The 23,619-nt window shown below is 57.8% G+C and carries 23 protein-coding genes and 1 pseudogene; 8 read left to right on the top strand and 16 right to left on the bottom strand.

The window, feature by feature from the left end:
- Positions 1-83 precede the first annotated feature (83 nt).
- The 6 genes from EO776_RS17160 to EO776_RS17130 form a co-directional block, all read right to left on the bottom strand.
- A protein-coding gene (locus tag EO776_RS17160) for an IS630 family transposase (RefSeq protein ID WP_129452446.1) occupies positions 84-1,105 on the bottom strand; the annotation gives its coding sequence in 2 pieces (ribosomal slippage) (positions 84-599 and positions 602-1,105; 1,020 coding nt in all).
- Between the two features lie 259 nt (positions 1,106-1,364).
- Entirely contained in the window at positions 1,365-2,807 is a 1,443-nt protein-coding gene (locus EO776_RS17155; RefSeq protein ID WP_094519727.1) for a carotenoid oxygenase family protein, read from the bottom strand.
- 569 nt (positions 2,808-3,376) lie between these two features.
- The gene (locus tag EO776_RS17145) at positions 3,377-5,059 is read right to left on the bottom strand and encodes an NAD+ synthase (protein ID WP_080508707.1); all 1,683 of its coding nucleotides are present in this window, start codon (positions 5,057-5,059) and stop codon (positions 3,377-3,379) included.
- Positions 5,060-5,619: 560 nt separating this feature from the next.
- The gene (locus EO776_RS19945) at positions 5,620-5,763 is read right to left on the bottom strand and encodes a DUF7563 family protein (RefSeq protein WP_425433497.1); all 144 of its coding nucleotides are present in this window, start codon (positions 5,761-5,763) and stop codon (positions 5,620-5,622) included.
- Positions 5,764-5,767: 4 nt separating this feature from the next.
- Positions 5,768-7,198, bottom strand: coding sequence for a Fe-S cluster assembly protein SufB (gene sufB / locus EO776_RS17135; RefSeq protein WP_129452603.1), 1,431 nt, complete (start codon positions 7,196-7,198; stop codon positions 5,768-5,770).
- A gap of 174 nt (positions 7,199-7,372) precedes the next feature.
- Positions 7,373-7,669 carry a hypothetical protein gene (locus tag EO776_RS17130; RefSeq protein ID WP_080508740.1) on the bottom strand — a complete coding sequence of 99 codons (297 nt, stop codon included), beginning with the start codon at positions 7,667-7,669 and terminating at the stop codon, positions 7,373-7,375.
- A 308-nt stretch (positions 7,670-7,977) separates the two neighbouring features.
- On the opposite strand from EO776_RS17130, the gene nrdR reads away from it, so the two are divergent.
- From nrdR to EO776_RS17115, 3 genes are all read left to right on the top strand, one after another.
- Positions 7,978-8,466: a transcriptional regulator NrdR gene (gene nrdR / locus EO776_RS17125; protein WP_089309352.1), complete on the top strand. Its 489-nt coding sequence runs from the start codon at positions 7,978-7,980 to the stop codon at positions 8,464-8,466.
- Between the two features lie 133 nt (positions 8,467-8,599).
- Complete coding sequence (locus EO776_RS17120) at positions 8,600-9,610, top strand: ribonucleotide-diphosphate reductase subunit beta (protein WP_049933404.1); 1,011 nt, start codon at positions 8,600-8,602, stop codon at positions 9,608-9,610.
- A 2-nt stretch (positions 9,611-9,612) separates the two neighbouring features.
- Entirely contained in the window at positions 9,613-11,307 is a 1,695-nt protein-coding gene (locus EO776_RS17115; protein WP_099288927.1) for a ribonucleoside-diphosphate reductase subunit alpha, read from the top strand.
- A 132-nt stretch (positions 11,308-11,439) separates the two neighbouring features.
- Here EO776_RS17115 and EO776_RS17110 read toward each other — a convergent pair whose 3' ends face one another.
- On the bottom strand, positions 11,440-12,450 hold the full coding sequence (locus tag EO776_RS17110; protein WP_179235187.1) for an outer membrane protein assembly factor BamB family protein: 1,011 nt from the start codon (positions 12,448-12,450) through the stop codon (positions 11,440-11,442).
- 960 nt (positions 12,451-13,410) lie between these two features.
- Here EO776_RS17110 and EO776_RS17100 point away from each other — a divergent pair.
- Positions 13,411-14,211 (top strand): sulfite exporter TauE/SafE family protein, encoded by an 801-nt coding sequence (locus EO776_RS17100; RefSeq protein ID WP_049933407.1) that lies wholly within the window; start codon positions 13,411-13,413, stop codon positions 14,209-14,211.
- A 120-nt stretch (positions 14,212-14,331) separates the two neighbouring features.
- On the opposite strand, the pseudogene EO776_RS17095 reads toward EO776_RS17100, so the two are convergent.
- A pseudogene (locus tag EO776_RS17095) lies at positions 14,332-15,394 on the bottom strand (RNA-guided endonuclease TnpB family protein); the annotation flags it as partial.
- A gap of 445 nt (positions 15,395-15,839) precedes the next feature.
- Between EO776_RS17095 and EO776_RS17090 the strand changes: the two are divergent.
- Complete coding sequence (locus tag EO776_RS17090; RefSeq protein ID WP_049933409.1) at positions 15,840-16,208, top strand: MarR family transcriptional regulator; 369 nt, start codon at positions 15,840-15,842, stop codon at positions 16,206-16,208.
- Positions 16,208-16,558, top strand: a complete 351-nt coding sequence (locus EO776_RS17085) for a type II toxin-antitoxin system PemK/MazF family toxin (protein ID WP_099289180.1) — start codon at positions 16,208-16,210, stop codon at positions 16,556-16,558. Before EO776_RS17090 ends, EO776_RS17085 begins: the two co-directional genes overlap by 1 nt.
- A gap of 487 nt (positions 16,559-17,045) precedes the next feature.
- Here the strand turns inward: EO776_RS17085 and EO776_RS17080 are convergent, their stop codons facing one another.
- Entirely contained in the window at positions 17,046-17,480 is a 435-nt protein-coding gene (locus tag EO776_RS17080) for a low molecular weight phosphatase family protein (protein ID WP_099289181.1), read from the bottom strand.
- A gap of 189 nt (positions 17,481-17,669) precedes the next feature.
- Between EO776_RS17080 and EO776_RS17075 the strand changes: the two genes are divergently transcribed.
- The gene (locus tag EO776_RS17075) at positions 17,670-18,092 is read left to right on the top strand and encodes an arsenate-mycothiol transferase ArsC (RefSeq protein WP_394346138.1); all 423 of its coding nucleotides are present in this window, start codon (positions 17,670-17,672) and stop codon (positions 18,090-18,092) included.
- Between the two features lie 43 nt (positions 18,093-18,135).
- Here the strand turns inward: EO776_RS17075 and hcsS are convergent, their stop codons facing one another.
- From hcsS to EO776_RS17050, 5 genes are all read right to left on the bottom strand, one after another.
- On the bottom strand, positions 18,136-18,360 hold the full coding sequence (gene hcsS, locus EO776_RS17070; RefSeq protein ID WP_004595747.1) for a halo-CC-star protein HcsS: 225 nt from the start codon (positions 18,358-18,360) through the stop codon (positions 18,136-18,138).
- Positions 18,351-18,767, bottom strand: a complete 417-nt coding sequence (gene hcsL, locus EO776_RS17065) for a halo-CC-star protein HcsL (RefSeq protein WP_004595748.1) — start codon at positions 18,765-18,767, stop codon at positions 18,351-18,353. Before hcsL ends, hcsS begins: the two co-directional genes overlap by 10 nt.
- Positions 18,764-20,704 carry an arsenical pump-driving ATPase gene (gene arsA / locus EO776_RS17060; protein WP_099289349.1) on the bottom strand — a complete coding sequence of 647 codons (1,941 nt, stop codon included), beginning with the start codon at positions 20,702-20,704 and terminating at the stop codon, positions 18,764-18,766. The genes hcsL and arsA overlap by 4 nt, the downstream gene beginning before the upstream one ends.
- A 3-nt stretch (positions 20,705-20,707) precedes the next feature.
- Entirely contained in the window at positions 20,708-21,037 is a 330-nt protein-coding gene (gene arsD / locus EO776_RS17055; protein ID WP_099289348.1) for an arsenite efflux transporter metallochaperone ArsD, read from the bottom strand.
- Positions 21,038-21,213: 176 nt separating this feature from the next.
- The gene (locus EO776_RS17050; RefSeq protein ID WP_099289347.1) at positions 21,214-21,633 is read right to left on the bottom strand and encodes a cupin domain-containing protein; all 420 of its coding nucleotides are present in this window, start codon (positions 21,631-21,633) and stop codon (positions 21,214-21,216) included.
- A 182-nt stretch (positions 21,634-21,815) separates the two neighbouring features.
- Here EO776_RS17050 and EO776_RS17045 point away from each other — a divergent pair, with 182 nt between their 5' ends.
- A complete protein-coding gene (locus EO776_RS17045) occupies positions 21,816-22,211 on the top strand; it encodes an ArsR/SmtB family transcription factor (RefSeq protein ID WP_004595752.1) in 396 nt (131 codons plus the stop codon).
- A 13-nt stretch (positions 22,212-22,224) separates the two neighbouring features.
- Here the strand turns inward: EO776_RS17045 and EO776_RS17040 are convergent, their stop codons facing one another.
- Both EO776_RS17040 and EO776_RS17035 read right to left on the bottom strand, forming a co-directional pair.
- Positions 22,225-23,223 carry a permease gene (locus EO776_RS17040; protein ID WP_099289346.1) on the bottom strand — a complete coding sequence of 333 codons (999 nt, stop codon included), beginning with the start codon at positions 23,221-23,223 and terminating at the stop codon, positions 22,225-22,227.
- Entirely contained in the window at positions 23,220-23,618 is a 399-nt protein-coding gene (locus tag EO776_RS17035; RefSeq protein WP_099289345.1) for an ArsR/SmtB family transcription factor, read from the bottom strand. The genes EO776_RS17040 and EO776_RS17035 overlap by 4 nt, the downstream gene beginning before the upstream one ends.
- Between the last annotated feature and the right edge of the window lies 1 nt (position 23,619).

The following is a 23,619-nucleotide window of genomic DNA, read 5'->3' as shown; positions in this document are numbered from 1 at the left end:
CGCCGAGCCGCTCATTCAGCGAAATTCCTCATAAATTCAGTTTCTGCTCAGCGATACGGTCTATCCATCCTCTAGAATCATACTCACGGACATAAATACGTAAACACATCTGGGATTTCGACCCGGTCGAGTGCAGAGAGAGCAGCCTCACGGAGATCGTCGAGTGTGTCAAACAGGCGGTTCCCAAGTTCTTGATCAAGTTGTCTCCAACACTCTTCCGCGGGGTTCAGCTCCGGTGAACCCCGCGGTAGGTAACAGAGTTCTATCGGTGTACCTTCAGCAAACTCTTGGACCTTGTTCGCCGTGAAATACGAGGCGTTGTCCAAAACGACGCAAATCTTCTCGCCGAATTCAGTCTGAAGTGCGTCGAGAAGTCGAATCGTCGTGTCGCTGTTAAAATTCCCTGCACACGGCAGGAAGAACGTCTCACCGCCATCGCTGACTGCACCAAGCAACTTGATGCTATCCCACGCGCCCGTCACCGGCAGTGACGGGCGCTCCCCTTCCGGAAACCACGCATAAATCAACGTCGAGAGAACCTGTCTCGTCTGATCGATGGTCAGGATCGTGTATTCGTCGTCCAGGTCGTTGCGCTTTTTTTGAAGCCTTCTTTCCAAGCTTCTTGGGCTCTTTCGTCGGATTTGTAGAACTCCGGCCGGGCTGTCTTCCAGGACAGCCCGGCCTCAGACATCAATCTCCGGACGTGCCGCTCACAGTACTCAACGTCAAACTCTTCGGCGAGATAGTGACGAGCTAGTGGAACAGACCACGCGGGCGCGTCTAATCCTACTTCCTCGGGCGATTCGTGAAGTACCTTGACGAACCGCTTGTGCTGTTCATCAGAGAGTTCGGTTGGTCTGCCTTCGCGCGGATCGTCGTAGGCGACTTGCTCGACCGGCTCATCAGCGAGCCGGTCGAGCCGACCAACCCACCGAGACAACCATGGACCGGTGTATCCGTATCGTTCAGCAACCTCCGCCATCGTTGCATCGTCTTCTTCAAGATAGTTGATCACCGCCATTAGCCGCTGTGTCGGCTTTTTATCTTCGACCTCCGCGAGAGCGTCGCGGAGGTCGTCAAGAGTGGCGGCGTCAAGCGTGGACATACTCGCTAATCACTCTAACCTAAAGAATATTTAGCTGACAGTATCAATGAATCGGCGTCACTAATGATCTCTTCCTGACCGATTTTTAAATATCAGGCTGTATCTGGTTGATTTTTCTCGACAGTATTGACTTATGGGTAAGAGACAGCCCTGAAGGGGTGGGTTTCCGCGCTGTTTCCGCTATGATTCGGCCAGAGCGGGAGTCCACGCTGAAAGCCCACGACTTTAGTCGTGGGTTAGCTTACTTTGATCCGACACCTCACGCCATACTCCGTCCGGGAGCCACGGGGCCGTAGAATTGCCCGTGGAATCCGAACGGGAGACGATGCGGGAGCTCGGCTCGGCCGAGTTCCCCGAGCGTCTCGGCGTTGAGACAGACCAACCGGGAGCGGTCTGCGTCGGGATCTAATACGACCGAGAGCAGCACCCCGTCGTCCTCGTTTTCTGCCTCAGGCGCGGGGACGAACAGCGGTTCGCCTGGATGAGTACCTGACTCGCGCCAGCGGTGGGCCGTGCCGGTGTCGACGTCCACCTTCGTGATATCTGTCGGTAGGCTTGACGCTCCGTCAGTTTCAGCGAGGTAGACGTATCGGTGGGGTGTGCCGTTAACCGCTCGGTAGTTGATCACTGGGAATTCAACTGGACCACGGTGGAGTGGCTCTCGAGTTGCCTCACCGCCGGACAACGGTACCGTGTACCGACACAGGTCGCCTCGTGGAAGGTCCGGATCGTCGCTCCGGAGGTTTGACAATGCGAGTCCGGTCACTGCGCGATCATCGTCGAACGCAACTACATCGACGACGAGCTCGCCCTCACGCTCGAACGCGTTCGCGTGGTGATAGATGAACGCCGGTGACGCCGACGCGGTTGCCACGTGTTCACCGGTCGAGCGATCGAGGATGACGAAGCGGAGGGGCGTCGACAGTGGCTGAAACGCGTCAAGGAACGTCTCCTTCGTTACGGTACCTTTGAGGAGCTGCGTGGTGTCCAGCCCGTACGCGTTTACCGTCACGACGACGTGCTGGTCGGTCACAGCGAAGGAATGAATGTACGGTGCCTCATCGAACTGAAGCCGACTCAGCGGGGTCGGCGTCCCACCGTCTCTCGGCCGCTTGAACACCGTATACACCGTGTTGCGACCATACGACACCCCCAGATTGATGAACTCTTCCGCGACAGGGTCGTAGTGAACATGAGCGAGAGTCAAATCGCAGTCCAATCCAGCCGTGAGATCGATTCGCCCCGTCGTTTCGAGCGTGTCAGGGTCGAACGTCAGTGCTGTCGGTGACTCAGTAACCGCCGCGAATTCGTCGCCGAACCGCTGGATACCGATGACTGGGTTGTCCGGAAATGTCCCATCGAGAACTTGACGCAGTCGTGTCCAGACCGATCGATCGGGAGGTGTTCCTGGGAACGGGGTTCGGACGCCGCCATGATCCTGTGCGAATGCGTAATCCCGGCTCTGGACAAATTTGTTCGCGTACCTAACCTCACCGTTGTCAATCCGAAAGCGCCGGAGCATGGCGAACGGGTCGAACCAGTGTCGCAGCCCTGTGTCGCCGGCCTCGAACTGTCCCGGCCCGTTCCCGATGAGATCCCCAGAGAGCCAGTCTGGAAACTCCCCAGTAGTGGGTAACTGTTTGTCCTCGATCTCTTCACGCTGCGTGCGGAAACCGGCGCGATAATCTCTGTGTTCGCTCATACGACCCATTGGAACTGATGTGGCCTATTATCATCGGTAGTTGTGTAGCTCAACCGTGGCGCTGCGAGCAGCATCTCATATCTAATGCGAATCTAATAACTGCCTAAATTTAAACGAACCCTCATAACAAACAGAACCACGATATGCTAGCTTCGGGTTGGTTGAAATCAAGCTAGATATCTCTCACTTATGCCAATAGATAGCCAACGTATACTTGACAGTCTACATACTATATGTCGTTTGTTCGCATGTAGGCCTCAGGAGTCAACACTGTAGCTAGCAATAAAAATGAAATCGTCGGGATGGTCTCTGCGACAGATCTCACGGCGCAGCTAACATACGTGGGTAGCAGTGGAACTGACTGATTGGATGAACTTGCTGTCGTTCGCCGTCTGACTACTAGCTCCGTGTATCTAAGACTATTATCTAAGATACAAAACTAAGACCTTTACCTGAGACTTGTGCCTACGCTTCCTACTGGAATTCTAACTCAACGGCTGCTGCGACGCTCTCCAGCAACGTCATCCGAAACTTGGCCCGGTTATTTGAAGCGGCCAGCTCACGAAGTCTCAATGGTCATCGAGTAGACAATCGTACGCTGCGGCAATTGGATAGTTCCATCCACGCCCGAGTGCCTTCTGTGTGATACGAAGTGGCGGTGGAGTTTGCCGTCGTTTGAATTCGGCGTGTGTAGTCCGTCTAAGTGCTTCGTCAACAACGTGGTCGGGATATTCCTCTCGTATCGAACTGATGGTTTCGCCTTCCTCGATATACTGTTCAAGAATAGGATCCAGTACCTCATACGCTGGGATTTCCTCTTCGTCGGCCTGCCCGGAACGAAGCTCTGCGCTCGGCTCTTTCTCAATTACAGACGTTGGAATCACAGGCGATGATCCTGCTGAGGAAAGTGTCTCGTTGAACACACCAGCTAACTCGTAGACCAGCTGTTTGTAACAATCACCGAGTGGAGCAAGCGCGCCTACGGCGTCGCCGTACAGCGTACAGTAGCCGACTGCGGCTTCGCTCTTATTATCTGGGGTGAGCACGAGCGCATTACGCTGGTTCGCTATTCCCATGAGGATAGACCCACGGATTCGCGCTTGGATGTTCTCAGCAGCAACACCAGTGAGCGATGCGTTGTTCGCATCAAGCGTCTGGGAGATGTCCTCCACTGCCGATCCGATAGGGATCACATCGAACTCGATGCCTAAGTTTGCCGCTACCGTCTGAGCGTCGGCGATGCTCTGTTGGCTTGTGACCTCACTTGGGAGAGACACGGCATAGACGTTCTCTGCGTCGAGTGCCGCTACTGCGAGCGCGGCCGCGACTGCGGAATCAATCCCACCTGATAACCCAACTACGGCTTCCTCAAACCCGGTTTTTTCGAAGTAATCCCCTACGCCGAGCGTGAGTGCTTTGCGGGCCTGCGTAGCGCGGGTTTCAGTATTACCTGTCGGAACTGTTGCGTCTCCGCCGACCGAAACGTCCACGACAGTAGTGCTAGACTCGAATCCTGTCAACTGCTCGTGGACCGCTCCATCAACAGCGACCAATGAGTGTCCGTCGAAGATCAACTCGTCATTCCCACCGACTTGATTAACAAACACAACCGGACAGTCTGTCTCAGCAGCATGCGTTGCGAACCGGTGTTCACGTCGAGACGGTTTCTCGAGACTGAATGGGCTCGCAGAAAGCGTAATAATAAGATCCGCTCCGCTCGCAGCTGTGTCCTGTAGCGGACTCTCGTCGTGGCGGCGTGTCCCGGTTACGACGGCATCCTGCCACGCGTCTTCACAGATCGTGAGTCCAATGGCGGTGTCCGCAATATCTACGACTACTGGGTCGGTCCCGGGCTGGAAGTACCGATGCTCATCGAAGACATCGTATGTCGGCAGTAACCGCTTGTGGTACGTTTCACTCTTCTTTCCATCGCGGAGCACGATTGCGGCATTGTGGATCGGCGCACCGCTGTCACGCTCGGTCCTGACCGCAGCGCCGACGATTAACGGTGGCCCGTCAGCGGTTTCTAAAGCCAGATCATTGAGAGCTGCTTCTTGAGCATCAAGTATCTCTGCTCGGTGGAGTAAATCACGCGGTGGATACCCAACTATCGAGAGTTCAGGTGTGACAACGAGATCAGGCTCAGTATCCGCCAGCTGCCTGTACTCCTTGGTTATCTTACCGAGGTTCCCGTCTATATCACCGATTACAGGGTTGTGTTGTATGACTCCTACTTTGAGCTGCTCTTTCATCTCTATAACAATATGTTGGGCGCGCGGTAATAAAAACAGATCTAATATGAGTAACCGATCATTTCCGTTTGATCAACGAACGGGGGTCTGTCGGAGCAATTTCAGATTCGAGTTCACCAAGCGACATCACCTCTCGCGACCGAGACAGGACAGACATGACCGACCGTGTGTCCGGCCTGTACCGTTCCTCATATGCTTTGAGCTGGCGTGGAATCACTGAGCCTGATCCCGTGCGCGGTAACTCTCGTAGCGACGGCAGCCGGGACTGACCACACTGTATCGGTGGGCACCGCCATCCCATCGATCGCAAGACAGACCAGTTCTCCCCGGCCGCGACGCGCCGCAACGACAAACTCAAATCGACGAGAGCGGGCGTCGACCGCCGTCACGTGGATTGTCGAGAGACTATTGGCACTCTCCCACGTTGTCGTGTCGACGACGCTGAGTTCGCCTGCTGGTGTTACGACTGACGAGCCACAGGCCGGACAGGATCCCTCATGCGGTGTCGTTCCAAGATACCCGTAGTCAGTGTCACATGCGAAGCAGTGCTCCATCGTTCGTTATGAGCGACGGGATAACACTGTCTCTGCGATGTTTGCCTTATTGGAACACGCCGGGCAGGCAACTACGTCACCGCCGTCCAACCCGAACACAGTCACAAACTGTTGTGAGACGTGTGCTCCGCAGTGTGCGCACTCCGGCATTAGATCACCCGAGCGAGCCCTCCATCTCGAGTTCGACGAGGCGGTTCAGCTCGACGGCGTACTCGATCGGCAGTTCCTCTGTGATCGGCTCGATGAACCCGGAGACGATCATCTGTTTGGCGTCGTCGTCGTCGAGCCCGCGCGACTGGAGGTAGAAGATGTCTTCGTCGCCGATCTTCCCGACGGTTGCTTCGTGAGCGACGTCGACTTTCGACTCGTTGATCTCCATGTACGGCATCGTGTCCGACGTCGACTCGTTGTCGAACATCAGCGCGTCGCACTCGACGGCCGTCGAGGAGTTTTCGGCGCCGTCCGCGATGTGGACGAGCCCGCGGTAGTTGGTGCGGCCGCCGTCCTTCGCGATCGACTTCGACTCGACCGTGGACTTCGTGTCCGGCGCGTTGTGGTACACCTTCGCGCCGGTGTCGATGTCCTGGCCCTCACCCGCGAAGGCGATGGTGATGTGGTTATCCGAGGCACCGCGGCCCTTCAGGATCGTCGAGGGGTACAGCATCGTCGCCTTCGAGCCCATCGAGCCGGAGATCCACTCCATGCGCCCGCCCTTCTCGGCGATGGCGCGCTTCGTGTTGAGGTTGTACGTGTTCTTCGACCAGTTCTGGACGGTCGAGTACTGGACGTGGGCGTCCTCGCCCACGAACACTTCGACACCGCCACAGTGGAGATTGAATTTCGAGTACTTCGGGGCCGAACAGCCCTCGATGTAGTGGACCTCGGCACCCTCCTCGGCGATGATGAGCGTGTGCTCGAACTGGCCCATCCCCTCGGAGTTCATCCGGAAGTACGCCTGGACCGGCATGTCTACCGTGGTGTTTTCGGGGATGTAGACGAACGAGCCGCCCGACCAGATGGCGCCGTGAAGCGCCGCGAACTTGTTGTCGCTCGGGGGGACGCACTTCGTCATGAAGTGCTCGCGGACGAGTTCTTCGTGTTCTTGGACAGCCTCGTCCATGTTACAGAAGATGACGCCCTTCTCTTCCCACCGCTCCTGCATGTTCTGGTAGACGACCTCCGACTCGTACTGCGCGCCGACGCCCGAGAGCGCGTTCTTCTCCGCCTCCGGGATGCCCAACTTGTCGAAGGTATCTTTGATGTCATCAGGGAGCTCGGTCCAGTCGTCGACGCCCGCCCGCACGTCGACGTCCGGCCGAATGTAGGGGACGATCTCGTCGACGTCGACCTCGCTCAGGTCCGGCTGGCCGGGCCAGTCGGTCGGCATCGGCATTTCTTGGAACTGTTCGAGGGCCCGCAGGCGGCGCTCCAGCATCCACTCCGGCTCGTCTTTGTCCTCCGAGATGACGCGCACCGTCTCCTCGGTAAGGCCCTTTTCGCTTTTGAAAGCGGACTTCTCCTCTTTCTTGAATTCGAAGCGGGCCTCAGTGTTCGTCTCTTTGAGATCGTCTTGTTTTGAACTCATCAAAGTAATCTTTAGACACCACGAACATAAGCGTGGTGCGCTTGGACACTCTTTTGTAACTTAAAATCGTTTCTTTAACGAAAGAGAACAACCTTGTGAGATTTAATTTGGTTTCTCTATCTGGCAGAATTTAACATGTGGCGAGAGAGATATCCTGTACAGTCTCAACCACGGTCACTCGTTAGCGAGAACGACTTGGCAGCACTGAATAGCCGCCTCAATATGGCGATCGGCAACCACATCATCTGTTTCGTCAGCCGACTCAAGCAGTGTGGCAACCTGACGAACCCGCTTTTGCCTGGTTTGCGTGTCAAGACCGTCACTGGCAGCGTCGCGGGCGACGGCTTCAGCTTCCCCGAGCCATCGGTTCGTTGCTGGCGGCACTGGGCGGTCTGCGGTCGCAGTTAGGTGTGTCGCCAGTGCGTCGACCGCGGCCCGTGGCTCGGTCGGGATTTCTATTTCGTCAGTCATCGTTAGCGTATTGGCACCCACAGTCAAGAATTGTGGCCATAACCTACCCTCCAAATGTTTGAGCACGACCGTTGCTAGCCCACAGCGGGGTACAACTGTCTTCGAAAAAATCGCTGTAGCGCAGTTGAACCTGGTGTGCTCAATACATCTGAGCCCAATCACCCACGCCCGGCAATCAAACTGAATTGTACTATTCCAATTCTATTGGGTAAGGTTTATGTGACAGCCCTCACCACCAGATGTTGCGGTCAAAATCGAGAGGCACCACATATGGGGTTAAGACCATGGAGGATTAAGCAGTGACAACTATGAACTGCCCGGACTGCGGGAACGAGCGAACACGCGTCATCGATACAGGGGCCAGTACCGACGGAACCTCCGTCCGACGACGCCGCGAGTGTCAACGCTGTTCGTTCCGCTTTACGACCTACGAACGTCCGGAGTGGGAATCCCTCCAAGTGAAAAAACGCGACGGAACCATCGAACCGTTTGACCGACAGAAACTCCGCGCAGGGATCGAGCGAGCCGTTGAGAAGCGAGATGTGACGGAGACAACAGTGACTACTCTCGTTGACGATATCGAGAGCGAACTACAAGATCAAGAGGCACGGATCGTCTCTTCGAGTCTCATCGGCGAACTCGTCTCTGAGAACCTCCGCACGCTCGATAAGATAGCTTACATTCGGTTTGTCTCCGTTTACAAAGCATTCTCTGAGCCGCAGGAATTCTTGAGAGAACTTGATGCGGTCCTGGATGCAGAACTTGATGACTTCGACGCCTCGGACGGTTCACTATGATACAACCATACGCAGATCAAACGAATGCTCGGTCAATCCCTGACCGGACGAGCATGGCCCAGGTCCAGACGCACAGAGAACGACGGCAACAGAAACCACCCAACAGAGAACGATTCCTCCAGAGTACGTACCAATGACTGAAAGCAAAACCACAGGTGGAGAGTCAGAGACTGACATCTTCTCCGAACGAACGCAGCTCAAACCGTACGAATACCCCGACGTTCTTGAGTACAAAGACGCGATACGGAACAGCTACTGGGTTCACACGGAGTTCAATTTCTCAGGAGACGTCCAAGACTTCAAAGTCAACACGACTCCTGCCGAGAAGGCCGTTATCAAGCGGACGATGCTGGCCATCGCGCAGATTGAGGTCCAGGTCAAGACATTCTGGGCAGACATCTACGACGAGATGCCCAAAGCAGAGGTCGGGAACGTCGGTATGACCTTCGCGGAGAGTGAAGTCAGACACATGGACGCGTACAGTCACCTCCTCGACATCCTGGGGATTGCGGAAGACTTCGAGGAGGTGACCGACGTCCCCGCAATCGAGGAGCGGATTGACTACCTCGACGAGTATCTTGAGAAGAGCGAGAGCGACGACACACAGGAGTACGTGATGAGTCTCCTCCTGTTCTCCACATTCGTTGAACACGTCTCGCTGTTCTCGCAGTTCCTCATCATGACGAGCTTCGACAAACACGAAAAGAAGTTCAAGGGGATCGCAAACGCCGTCGAGGCGACCAGCAAGGAAGAGCAGATTCACGGGCTATTCGGTGTCGAACTCGTGGAGACGATTCGCGAGGAGAATCCGGACCTCTTCGACGAAGACTTCGAAGAAGAGGTCCAAGCCGCCTGTCAGCAGGCGTTCGAGGCCGAGATGAAGATACTAGACTGGATCTTCGGTGAGGGTGAACTGGAGTTTCTTCCCCGGGCGCACGTCGACGCATTCCTCCGGGATCGATTCAATCAGAGCCTCGAGAACGTCGGTGTCGAGCCGATATTCGACCCGGACGATGACCTGCTCGAGGAGACGCGGTGGTTCGATGAGGACATCATGATGACGAAGGATAACGACTTCTTCAGCAAGCGGTCGACCACGTACAACAAGCACTCGCAGAGCGTTACCGCAGAGGACATGTTCTAACGATGGCACAAACAGAACCAGCACTCGACGAGGTACAACAGCAGCACGAGGAACCGTTCTATTGGCTGAACGAGGATAGCAGGGCATTCCTCAACGAGGGGTACCTACTTGAGGGCGTCACAGCCGAGGAAAGGGTCAGAGAGATCGGAGAGCGGGCTGAAGAAATCTTGGATGATGACGGCTTTGCGGACAAGTTCTATGACTACATGAGTCGGGGTTTCTACAGCCTCGCGAGTCCAGTGTGGTCGAACTTCGGTCTGGACCGAGGCCTGCCCATCAGTTGCTTCGGTAGCTACATGGCGGACAGCATGGAGAGCATCCTCTACACACAGGCCGAAGTGGGCGAGATGACCAAGCTGGGCGGCGGGACCAGCGGGTACTTCGGCGAGATCCGGCCCCGAGGCAGCCCGATCACGAACAACGGCAAGAGCAACGGGAGCTATAGCTTTACCGAGCTGTTCGACACGATCATCAACGTTGTCAGCCAGGGAGAGACGCGGCGCGGACAGTTCGCGGGGTACATCGACATCGAACACGACGACTTGGACGAGTGGCTCAACATCAAGACCGAGGGCGACCCTGTACAGGACATCTACTACGGCGTCATCATTGGTGACGACTGGTTCCAGGCGATGGTCGACGGCGACGAGGAGAAGCGAGAGACGTGGGCAGAGATCATCGAGACGCGGATCAACATCGGAGTCCCGTACATCATCTTCCGGGACAATATGAACGAGGGGAAGCCACAGGTATACAAGGACAAGGGCTACGAGATCAACGCTTCCAACCTGTGTACCGAGATCGCGCTGCCCGCCACGCCAGACGAGAGTTTCGTCTGTTGTCTCTCGTCAATGAACGCGCTCCATTACGACGAGTGGAAGGACACCGACGCAGTAGAGACGCTGACGCGGTTCCTCGACGCCGTCATGGAGGAGTTCATCCAAGAGGCGGAGGGGACGCAGTTCATGGAACGGCCAGTGCGGTTTGCGAAACGGCACAGGGCGATCGGCATCGGCGTCCTCGGCTGGCACAGCTACCTCCAGAGCGAGATGATTCCGTTCGACAGCATGGAGGCGATGGAAAAAAATGAGGCAATCTTCCGCACCATCAAGGAGCGAAGTTACGAGGAGAGTCGTCGGCTCGCCGACGAGTTCGGTGAGCCGGAAGTGCTCGACGGCTACGGTCGCCGGAACGCAACGACGATGAGCGTGGCCCCGACGAAATCCAGCAGCGTCATCCTGGGGCAGGTCAGTCCGAGCATTGAACCACTAAAATCGAACTACTTCGTCCGTGACGGTGCGAAGCTCAAATCGACGCAGAAGAACCGATTCCTCGAGGGGATACTGAAACAGCGAGGCAGAGATGAGCGTGAAGTCTGGGACAGCATCGCACAGAACGACGGGAGCGTCCAACACCTCGACTGCCTAACCGACGAGGAGAAGGAGGTGTTCAAGACCTTCGCCGAGATTCCACAGATGGCGATCATTAACCAGGCAGCGCAGCGGCAGAAACACATCGACCAGGCACAGAGCCTGAACGTCTCAATCGATCCGAGCGAAGTGAGCGTCAAGGAGATCAACCAGCTCTACATCGAGGCTTGGAAAAAAGGGGTGAAGAGTCTCTACTACCAACACAGCGTCAACGCCGCACAGAAGTTCAGCCGAGATATCCTCGAATGTAAGGCCTGTGAGAGCTGATACCCCGGCAGCCAGTATGAGTTAGCCGAAACCACGCATCACAGCCCTGCGATATCCGCTGTGACATCCTCCTCGCCGTAAACGGCGGGATTCTCGCCCTGAAAAATGGGATTTCAACAGAGCCACAGAGAGTCAATCCTGCTGGGAAAGATCTCCAAGAGCAGTCACAGTATGCGGGCTGGTATCGATAAACACTGCCCCGTCGGCGAGGACTGGTTGAGACCAGATCGTTCCACACGCAAAGTCGTCACCGAGAGTATAGTGCCAACGCCGTGTTCCATCGATCCGCTCAAACGCAACGACTGCTGGACAACCAAGCGATTCCATGAACACTGGTGCGACGACGCTTTCGCGCCCAACTGCGAGTGGGCCGCGGACAAAATGTCGGGTCGGATTTCTCGACAGAGACCACTGCCTGCCGCCGTCTGGCACCGATACCGCTGCGAGACCGGATTCGGAAAGCACGAAAGCGGTACCATCGTCAACGGCGATACTGCGAACCCGTCCGTGCGGAAGCTCTACAGATGCTCTCTGCTTTCCGTCGCTATGATCATAGACACTAATATCGGCTCCCTCACCGATTAGGACACCACTCGTCACACAGACATGCGTCGAATAGCGGTCAGTATCTGCGATTCCTTGCTGCCAGATCAACTCCCCGGTGTCTATTTCAAGACAGCGTAGAACTTCTTCACCTGTCTTAGATGTTCCAGTAACATATACGTGATCGTCAAATACTGCTAGTCCACGTCCGCCGCCTCGCAGTACAGAATCTCGCCATTTGATCTCGCCTGACTCGGCCGTAACGGCGATAATGTAGTACTTCTGACCGTGCGTAAAATCAATCAGCCCGATCTGTCGATCTGGGACGACCGTCGTCGATATCGAAGATACATGCCCCGGAAGCTTTCGTTGCCACCGCTCACTGCCGTCGGCAGTACTGAACGAATAGAGCCTCCCCCGGGTCGCAACTAACAACTGATCATTGATGATGCCTCCTGAGACACCAACCGGTTCCGTATCGTCAAGGTCGCGATCGAGGGCTGTTTGCCACCTGTGCTCGCCGGTTTGGGCATTGAGTGCGGTAAGGCCATCGTCATCGTCAACAGTATACACGGTCTGATCAGCCACTACCGACAGCATCTGGCCACTGCCACCGCCCCACGCTAGATTTCCGCGTTCAGGGACTGTGACATCGGATGTAGCCGTTTTCTGGGCATCACACCGTGACTGGTTCCATCCACTGGTCGGTGCTGTCGGCAGTGATCGGTCAGGGGAGGCAAGGCATCCGGAGGCCCCACATACACCAGCCATGGACGCGAGCACTCTACGACGGGTCCAGCTCATATCCCGACCTAACCGGGCTCGAAATTAATTGTTCCAACGTACTTCTGTGGCCGAAACAGTCCCCGATTTGTCTTGCCAACACGTTTCTCACAGTTTCGGAGGATAGGCCAGTTTCAGGTCGAATTAGCATCAATTCGTGGTGATTCTCAGCGTTCCAAGATCAATTTTGAATCATTGCTCTCGAACTGCCAGACGAGCGTACGAAATTGTGTGGATTTTGGCGCTGCTGGATACGGTTGTCACTCTTGAGCGGCGGACCCAGCGAGATCTCAGCGGGTTAGTCGTGTGGCTCTGTTGAAATCCTCAACAGTTGATAGTTTCACAACCCTGATCGCTCAGTACCGGATCTCTATGGATCGATGTGGTGTACCGCTTCAGGAGACAGGAGTCGGTTAGTGGGCAACGCAACCCACCCGTTTGGGAGAAGACGAACCTTGCCTTGGTGAAGCACCTTCTCTTGTTCCAAATCCCCATACACGGTCGCGTTTTCGTAATCAACTAAGAGTTGATCCGGGAGTTCATCAGGTACGAAGACCATGTTTGATGGACCGTTCCTGCGAGCATAGTTCCTGTCACAAGCCGAGATACGGTCGCTTTGGGGCTCTCATCAATCGACTGTTTCATGCGAGAAAATGTTTGAAGAATAGGATTTCAACAAAGCCATCTTGATGCGTTCTTTTCACTCGACATCATCCATACAGTCTTATTCGAGAGGTACACCAGACGATACAAATCCGCACGCAACCGAGAACGACTATGATCGAGTCGCTCCTCCGGATTGATGTCGTCCTCTTCGTCCTCATCGGCGTGCTGGGCGGCGCACACTGTATCGGGATGTGCGGTCCACTTGTGACGATGTACTCGAAACAGATGACGCCGCAGCCCGATGGCGGGACGGTGACAGCCAACGACGGGCGTGCCGGTCATCTCACGACCTACGAGGTTCGCCAGCATTTCCTGTTCAACGTCGGCCGGGCGACGACGTACGCGATTCTCGGGGCCGTCTTCGGCGCGCTCGGGAGCGTCGTATTCGTTACCGCTGACCAGCTGACACCGATCGCCGATCTCCTGCGAGGTGTTGTCGGTCTTGCGGTCGGAGGGTTCATTGTGGCGACGGGCGTTCGGTACGTCATCGGTGGAAGCGGAGGCGATATTCGCATCCCTGGCGTCCAGCGCGTTACGTCGTGGCTCGCAGCGAGAGTTCACCGACACGTGAACAGCCCGAGTATTGTCGGGCTGGGAGCCGTCCACGCGTTTCTCCCCTGCCCGATGCTGTATCCCGCGTATCTGTTCGCCTTCGCGAGCGGCTCCCCGACCACAGGGGGAATCGCTCTCGGTGCCCTTGGCATCGGGACGATTCCGGCAGTTTTCCTCTATGGGACGATTATCCAATCGATCGACGTCGCCCACCGGCGACGCGTTCATCGGCTACTCGGTGTGGTGTTCGTCGTGCTGGGGTACGTGCTGCTTGCGCACGGATTGATGGCACTCGGTGTTCACCTCCCACATCCGATGTTCCCGCATTACCAGCCCCTCGGGGGCGCGATGGGGCACTGACCGAGCACTGGATCCTTTTCGCTGGCTCGATACAGGCGACGCGCTCCATTGACCTCCTCCCGCGCCTGAAGACGCGGGAATCCCACCACGGGATTTCAGGCCGAGAGCGGCCCTGCGGTTTCAAGACGCATTCGTTCCACGCGTCCCTTGCTGGGTTTCAGCATCGGCGTGGGTGTCTTGTGGGGCGGTCAAACGCCCCCCATCCTCAGCCGAGTCATCGTCATCTCTGTGTTCTCTCGAATGGCTCCCTCCGCTGAGGTAGCGGTCTGCGATGTTTATCGCGCCGTTCACGTCCCCATGGTACTCGCCCATCCAGCAAGCGTCGTTCGTACACGTGAACGTCGACTGTCGCGGGCAGTATCCCACTTCACCGCACCCGTAGCACTCCTTCGACGTGTTACGCGGATTCACCGTGTCGACGGGGATCCCCTTCTCGACGGCCTTGTAGCGTATCTGCGCGTGGAGTTTGGCGAACCCCCATCCGTGGAGACGCCGGTTCATGAACTCACCGTAGTCCATCGACTCCCGGATGTACGTCAGATCTTCCAGAACGAGAACGGGATTCTTGACGGATTCGGCGTACTCCACGACTTCGCGGGTGACGCGGTGGAACACGTCGTCGATCTGTTTCCATAGGTCGCCACCGAACGACTCCACGATACGCTCGCTTCCGCGCGTCTGGAGTCGGCGCTTGGCGGTGAAGTAGCTCTTAGGGAGCTGACGAACCGTCTTCCCTTCGTCGGCCCACAGTTCAGGTGCGGTCGGAGAACCGTGATCGTCGCGGTGACACACCGTGACGAGTGATGCTTCCCCGATGTCCACTCCGATGGGCGTCCGTTCTTCGGCGGACACCTCAGAAGTTTCCTCAACGTCGCGAGTAGCGGTGGCGTGGAGGAACCACGTCCCCTCTCGCTCGAACAGCCGACCCCCGCCCATTTCCGCATCACCAGCGTTCAACGCTTCCAACCAGTCCCGCTGTTCGGGGTTCGGTTGGGCTGGCATCCAGAGGTAATAGTCCTCGTGGTGCGGAATCTTGACAAACCACTCAATAGCGTTCTCGGGCTTGTGGTCGAGTCGTAGGCCCTCATTGGTGAACCGAACAGGGTGGTCGTCGTGGAGGTCGCCCGCGTTGTACGTCGTCGTGAGTTGCGGGACTTTTGAGTGCGTTCTTTGCGTATCCGCTCCGACCGAGAACATCGGGAAAGAAACCGCCGTGGCCGTCGACAAGGAGAGCGTCGGGCAATCGAAACCCGTCATGTCAGCGTTGATTCCGCACGACTAACCGGCTGAGACCTCGCTGAGTCTGCCGTTCGAGAGTGACAACCCTATTCAGCAGCGCCAAAATTCACGCAATTTCATACGCTCGTCTGGTAGTTCGAGAGTAATGATTCAGAATTGATCCCAGAACGCTCCAAATCACCACGAATTGATGCTAATTCGACCTGGAACTAGCTTATCCTCCGAAACTGCAAAACTTCTCGACCTATACAGTAGTTAAGACTGGCCGTCTCAATGTCTACGATTCTCGAACTGCTTCGACGAGTCTACGGACGAAGTATCTCCTTCAGCGTTTTCACCACTTTCACACCTAACTCTCATTACGGTTGACACCGTATTTCTGCTCAATAATGTCCATCGACCGGGATACCTTCGAGAAGACGAGCGAGGACGAACTCGAGGAACTCTCCGTCCCGGATCAGGTCCTCGGATTTCTCGCCGCCAACGATGATCGCGCGTTCAAGGCTCGCGAGATCGCCTCTCAGATCGGTCTCGATGAGGGCGCGGTCAGCACCGCGCTCTCGAGACTGAAGGGCCGCGATCTCGTCGAACACAAAGCGACGTACTGGGCGATAACCGACGACACGGAGCGACTCGACGGATACAGCGGGTACGAACGGGCGACCGCCCTGTTCAACCAGCGACTCGGTACAGAGGACAAGGAGTCCTGGCGCGAACACGCACCCGAGGAACCGCATCCGAGCGTCGAGGACGAATAGTGACCGACGGAGAGAGACCAATTTTCGAGCGTGGCGACGTCGTCTACGGGGATGATCCGTTCAAAGGCGAGGAAGCTGCTCGGCCCTGGCTCATTCTCCTGAATCATAAAGGCCGTCCGTTCCACGGGGAGCAGTATATTGCGCTCACGTTGACGTCGAAATCCTGGATGGACGGCCTGATCGATGTTCCTGGTGAGAGTTGGCTTCGTGGTGGGACCCCGGATGAGAGTCAGATTGTCCCGTGGGGAGTACAATCGATCGACCACGAGGATATCGACTTCTGGCAAGGTCGCCTTGACAGCGATCTCGTCGACGAGGCGGTTGCTGCGCTCGTCGAAGAACTACACTAATAGACCCAACTGAAGATGAGACCAACTATCTCAATGTTACGGTCACAGCTTCAGAAGGTGGAACCGATATGTTCCTTTCCTTCGACGTCAGTACGGGGTGAGTCACCCGTTCAGTATGTCTGCGTGCCGACCGCACGACTCTCCGGTATTGTTGTATGCTGTTCTGCGAGCGTAGCAGATACGGGGACCAATTTAGTATCTACCACTTGTAATTTTAGAATAGCAATACAAAATGAGCAAGGATAACGAAAACGGTCGTGAAAATTCGAGGCTTCGGGTGGTTGGGCAGAAACGAGATATGCTCTTGGAGAGGGTCTACGATACCACAAAATTCGCAGATCTCGACAAGAAAATACGCGAACGAGGATCATAACTTCGGAGGATAGATCTCATGCGTGCCTTTGTTTTCTCACAAAAAGCTTGATTAAAATCTCGCTAAAATCAATAACAGTCCGTCATTCGAGTACCGCTCCAGCAGGCGCTTGTTTCACTGCGAACCGTTCGCGTGAACATCGTCGAACAAGTCTGTAACCCGCTGTTCGATATCGTTTCGGATCTCACGGACCTGATCGAGATCTTGGCCGTCAGGATCTGTTAGCGCCCAGTCGCGAACATCTATCTCTTCAGCATCGAGTTCGAGTGTCGAACAGCCCATTGTGGCGACGACGTCACATGATTCGAGCTCAGTCGTTGAGACTTCTCGAGGGACTCGATCCGAGAGATCGATCTCGTGGTCTTGCATGACCGCCACGACCTCGTCGTGGACGCTATCGGCGGGGTGAGTGCCACCGGTAATGATCTCAACACTGTCTTCGAGTCCACGACGGTCACGCTCGCGTTCGGCGAACGCTGTTGCCATCTGACTGCGACCAGCATTTTGTACACAAACGAATCCTAGAGTAACCGGCAAATCATCACTCATAAACAGCAGAATCGATGCCGTCGACTTGAGCACTTATATGTGATGTATATACGTCTCAATAGCTCAAAACGGGTCTGAGAGTACTTCTCAGATAGCCTATCAAGAGCCGCTGTGCCTGAAGTAACAGCTATACCGATCCCACTCGCTTGTGGAGGTGTGACTGAATCCGATGAGCGGACGGACCACCAGATCGCGTTCGTGTGCGTCCAAAACGCAGGACGGAGCCAAATGGCGGCAGCGTTCGCCCAGCGCGAGCGCGACCGTCGCGGTGTGGGCGATCAGATTACGATCGTTACCGGTGGCACACAGCCCGCAGACCACGTCCACGGGATCGTCGTCGAAGCAATGAGAGAGCGAGACATCGATCTCAGCGACCGAACGCCGCGAGAGGTGACGCCAGACGAGCTACAGGCGGTCGATATCGTCGTCACGATGGGGTGTTCGGCATCGGACGTATGCCCGGCGACGTGGAACGGCGAGAATCGCGATTGGGGGCTCGACGATCCCCACGAGCGTCCGATTGAGCAGGTTCGGGAGATCCGTGACGAGATCGAAGAACGTGTCGTCTCGCTGTTCGACGAACTCCTGTCGCAAACTCCGTCCGCGGAGTGACAATTGGCAGGGCCGTCAGCCGGAACGGCCCCTATGACCTCCGCTAACAGCAGCCGTCGTCGTCGGCGCCGCAGACGCTCCCGTAGTCGACACCAGTCTCGTCGCCGATCGCTTCGTTACACTGCATCACCATAGTGGTGAACGCGAACTCCGAGGAGGACTCTTTCGCCGCCGCAAGCTCTTCGCCGAGCGCCTCGGCGGCCGCGACGACCTCTTCGTCTGTCACTTCGGACTCGCTGGCGTCCTGACCGGAAGCGCTCAACAGCACCCACCTCCGGTGGACCGCGCGAACTCCTCGCCGATCTCGTCGCTGATGGCGTCGTTCGTTCGCTTGAGCAGTTCTATCAGATCGGCCTGTGCGGCCTGCTGACGCTGGATCGTCTCGTTGTTCGACATTTCGGTCTGGAGCTGCTTCAGCTCGGCCATCACCGACTCGTCGAAACCGCCGCGTTGCATCTGCTGTTGCTTTCGCTGGTACTCGCGGAGCAGCGCCATCGCGTCGTCATCGTCCTGTAACGCCTCGTCGGCCGCGACGAACCGCTGATACGTCTCAGACTCGTCGAGCGTGTCGAGGAACTCGTGGAGCGCCGCCTCAATGTTGGCTTCTACGTCTTCCTCAGTAGACACGCCCACGCTGTCCTCGGCCGCACCTTCCACGTCCTGTGCGTCGCTCACGAGGGCGTCACCTCCGGTGCGTCCGCTTCGACAACGTCTGCGAGTCCGGTAATCTCCTCACCGAAGGCGCTGAGTTCGTCGAGCCCGATCGGTTCGTCCTGCCGGAGCGGCGCCAACATCAACGGCGCGTCGAACCGGTCACGGATCTCGTCGAGATACTGCGCCTGCTGAGCGCGCCGATTCGCGAAGAAGGCGTTGTCACCGTACTCCTCGGGGAGGAGGTAGTTGGCGACGACCAGCGAGGTCTCGATGCCGACCTGATCTTTGAGGTCGGCGGCGGCCCGGTAGGCTTCCATCATAGGCGTGTACTCGGGGTACATCACGAACGCGAACGTGCTCCGTTCGGGGTCTTTCATCGTCTCGATGACCTCGTCGTATTGGTCGCCTTTGGCGGGGGCAGCCCCCTTCGTCAGCGAGCCGAGGTCCATGAACCCCTTCCAGTCGGAGGGAAGTTCGAGCAGTCGGAGCGTGTGGCCTGTCGGCGCCGTGTCGAAGACGACCACGTCGTAGCCGTCCTCGTCGAAGTAGCTCACGAACTTTTCGAGCGCGGCCATCTCCTCGGCACAGGGCGATTCCAGTTCCTCTTCGACGTTCGCGATCGCGGCGTCGACATCGATCTGTGTGTCCTCTTTGTCCTCGTACATCTCGGTGACGTGGTCGAGGACCTGCTCGCGGTACTCCGCAAGCGCTTTCTCTTGGTCGATCCGCGCCGCGTCGAGGTTCTCCTGGCCGACCGAGGTGGGTTCGTGGCCCACGGGCTCACCGAAGATGTCCTCTAAGTGCGCGGCCGGATCAGTCGTGACGACAAGCGTCTCGTGGCCCGCCTCAGCGAGTTTCGTCGCTGCCGTCGAGGCGACCGTGCTCTTGCCGACGCCGCCCTTCCCGGTGAAAAAGAGGTACTGCGTCTCCTCGCCCGGCGTGAGCTGGTCGACAACCGCGTCGGCGTCCGCCATCGAATCGAACTCGACCGCACCGTCAGCGTCCACGTCGGTCGCGGTCCCGACGTCGACGGTCGCCTCCGTGCCGTCGTAGAGGACACCGCCCACGTCAGCGAGCAGGTCGAGCCCGGCTATCTCGCCGGGCTGGAGCGGGTACGTCGCCGTCGCGTCCGCGTCGAACTCCTCTCGGGCGCGCTCGATAACGGCCTGCTCGTCCGCGCGTTTCCCCTCGAAGAAGGGGTCCTCGCACACCGACTCTGGGAGGTAGCCGTTGAGGATCAACAGCTGCGACTCGATCCCGAGGTCGCCGAGGTCGCTCGCGCTGCGTTCGATCTCGTCGATCGAGGAGTCCTCCGGCTTGCCGACGAAGGCGAAGGAAGTGCGCTCGTCGTCCTGGAGCGTGTCGATCGCACGCTCATAATCCTGTTTTTTGTCCTCCATCGAGGCCGCCGGCCCGATACAGGTCGAGCCGCCCTTCTCGAGTTCGGCGTTCCAGTCAGAGGGGAGCTCCATCAGCCGGATGGTGTGGCCCGTCGGTGCAGTGTCGAAGACGACGACGTCGTACTCCGGGCTGTCCATGAAGTCGACGAAGTTGTCGAAGGCGGCGATCTCCTCGACGCAGGGGCTGTTGAGCTGCTCTTCGACCGTCTGGATCTCCTCTTCACCGAGCAGTTCGCGCATCGGCTCGATCGTCTCCTGGCGGTACTCCTCGGCGGCGGTGTCCGGGTCGATCTCGATCGCCGAGAGGTTCTCGATCCCGTCGATCGCGGTGACCTCGTGGCCGATCGACTGCCCGAAGATGTCCGAGAGGTTCGGGGCAGGGTCGGTGGTCACCAAGAGCGTCTCGTAGTCGTTGTCGGCGAGCCACGTCGCGGTCGCACAGCTCACCGTGCTCTTGCCGACGCCGCCCTTCCCGCTGAAGAAGACGAACTCGGTTTCGTCGCTACTCGGTTCGACGACCTCACGCGCGCTCGTCGCTGTCGACTGTGATTGTGCCATTTATTAGGCCTCCTGTGGCGTGGCGTTGCCGTCGATGGCCGCGGTCAGTTCGTCGTACGAGAGGTACTCGCCCTCGGCGACGATCTCGTCGTCGACGACCGTGATCGGGAGGATCGACGGTCCGTCCTCCTGAACGCGGTCGTAGATCCGCTGCGTTTCGAGGAACTGATCGATGTTGTGCTGTATGTTCGCCCGGTTGACTTCGAGCTCGTCGAACGCGTCTTCGAGCTGGTCAAGCGCCGCGCTGACCTCGACGAGTTCGTCGTCGGGGTCGGGACCGCAGACGCCGGTGGAGCAACACATCGCTTCTTCGTACAGGGTGAGTTCGGTCATGATTGAGTCGGATTGAGGTCGTACGTCTGATGTATCGTTCACAGCAGGACACGTTTGTTTGTCCTCTCTGTGGCCGATTCATTTGAACAAACTCTCATACAATTATAAGCTCTTCGGTCGGATATCTTCACATCGGTCGCACAGTCATTTCATCTTGAACGACCGAGACCCCCCGATCACCCCATAAATCCGTTGGTGGCCCACGATCCTGGGTCGTCGACACACGTCGTGGTTCGACACTTCGACGCCGGGGCACTCACGAGGACGAGCGCACTTTCGACATCACCGTTCTGGATCTGCCGCGTCGCAGTCGGCGGAATCCAAACCGCGTCGCCGGCTTCGAGTTCGACGGATTCGTCGTCGATAACGACGGTAGCTTCACCCTCTAAGAGGACGTATATCTCCTCGTGATCCTCCGCGGCGTGGTCATGCGACTTATTCCGCCATCCGGGTTCACAGCGCGCGATTGACACGCCGACCTGCTCGCTATCGAGCGAGCCGGTAAGCGGCCGCATCGCGCCCGAGGTGGTCTCGATGTCGGTGTAATTGACCCGTTTGTAGGAACCGGTCACGGCGAACACCCTGTAGCGGCGCATTCGGCCGTATCGTTGCTCGAGCCTGCCGAGATGGTCGTTGTCGACCGCCAGACACCCGCCACAAGTCTCGTCTCTTTCACACGAGACAATATTTGAGAGATTACTATATTGTTTTCGCTGTCCAGCTATCAGTTGAGACGGCGCTCCGCAACGTTTAATCCCGGCTTGGTTCAATTGTTTGTATGTCATCTACCGAGCGTTTACAGCGGTACGTCGCCGACGAATGTGGCTCCTGTACGGATGAAGACCTCGCCGACCGGTTAGCGGAGCTAGAAGAACTGAACGAGAGCGTCGGCGGGTCGGACCTGGAGACCGATATCGAGCTACTGTCGGCGCTCGGCAACGAGACCCGATACAAGATCGTTCGGATGCTTCACGCGGCTGATGACGAGGAGCTATGCGTGTGTGAGCTCTCGCCGCTCTTGGACGTGAGCGACAGCGCAATCAGCCACGCCCTCTCGCAGCTCACTGATGCTGGCCTCGTCACGCGCCGAAAGGAAGGCAAGTGGCGGATGTATCGCGCCACGCCGCGCGCAAACGCGGTCCTCGTTGCGCTCGACGGGTCGCGGTCGTTGTAAGAAAGATCCCGGCTCAGAGGAGGCCGGCGAAGACGGTGTTGAACAGCACACCCACTGTAATGCCGATCGTCACGACCGTCGTCGCGTAGATCGCGAGCAGCCGGCGTTCGAACAGCTTATTCAGGAGGATCAGGTTTGGGATGCTGATCCCCGCCCCGCCGATGACGAACGCAATCACCGTTCCGATCGGGATCCCCGCCTCAGTGAGCGAGTGCGCGATCGGCAGCATTCCGCTGATGCTCACGTAGATCGGCGCACCGGCGAGTGCGGCGATCGGGGTCGCGAGCGGGTTCCCCGGCCCGGCGATCTGTTGGAGAAACTCTGCCGGTACGGCGCCGTGGATCAGCGCGCCGATCGCGATCCCGACCGCGATGTACGGGAGTGTGTCGCGGAAGAAGGAGAGCGCGCCCTCCCCCGCGGCGGTCACGCGTTCCTTGTGGGTTCTGTTCGTCGCCGTCGTCCCGCACTCGCTACACCCGCCGGCGTCGGCCGCATTTGAGGTGTCCGAGGGAGTCGCTCCGCCGTCGGTCGCGATCTCGCGACCGCCCGCGGTGATCCGGACGTCCTTGATGTACCCGTCGAGTTCGAACGTCCCGATGATGAGTCCCGCGACGATCGCCGCGAGCAGCGCCGTCGTCACGTACGCGACGGTCACGCCGGTCCCGAACAGCCCGAACAGTAGGAACACGGCAATCCAGTTGACGATCGGGGAGGCGAGCAGGAACGAGAACGCCATCCCCGTGGGGGCGCCGGCCCCCAACAGGCCCGCCAAGACCGGGACGGTCGAACACGAGCAGAACGGCGTCACCGCGCCGAGGCCCGCCGCGAGGACGTTCCCGCTGCCGTGGTCGCGTGCGCGAAGCATCTCTTCGACGCGCTCGGGTGGGAGGTACTCCTGTGCGAGCCCGACGAGGAACGACGCGCCGATGAACAGCGGTGTGAGGACCATCGCAAGGTGGAGGAAGTAGTCCCACGAGTCGAGCAGCGCCGCTTCGGTCCCCGGCGGGATCATCGGTCCTCACCTAACGCCGCGGCCAGATCGAGCAGCTGGAGGCTCGCTGTGTCCGCAATCCGGTAGTACGTCCACTTTCCCTCCTTGCGCGTGGCGACGATGCCGGCGTCGCGGAGCTTCCTGAGGTGTGACGCGACCGTCGACTGGGGCGCGTCGAGTACGGTCTCCAACTCGCAGGCGCAGAGTTCGCCCTCTCGAAGCGCGTGAACGACCGCGAGTCGCTTCTCGTTGGCCAGTGCCTTGAACGCCGACAGCTCCGCCTCGACGACCGCGTCGTCCGCCCGTCGAGTCTCCGGGAACGGCCCGTCACAGCAGACGCCCTCCTCCATCCGTCGGAGCGTCCCGCTCGCGGATTCGGAGCCCGCTTGAGCCGCCGTGTTCTGTTCCTGCGACATT

Source organism: Halorubrum ezzemoulense, from assembly GCF_004126515.1.
GTDB classification, from domain to species: Archaea; Halobacteriota; Halobacteria; order Halobacteriales; family Haloferacaceae; genus Halorubrum; species Halorubrum ezzemoulense.
Note: the sequence above shows the minus strand (reverse complement) of the source record. Positions and strands in the feature narration are given on the sequence as shown.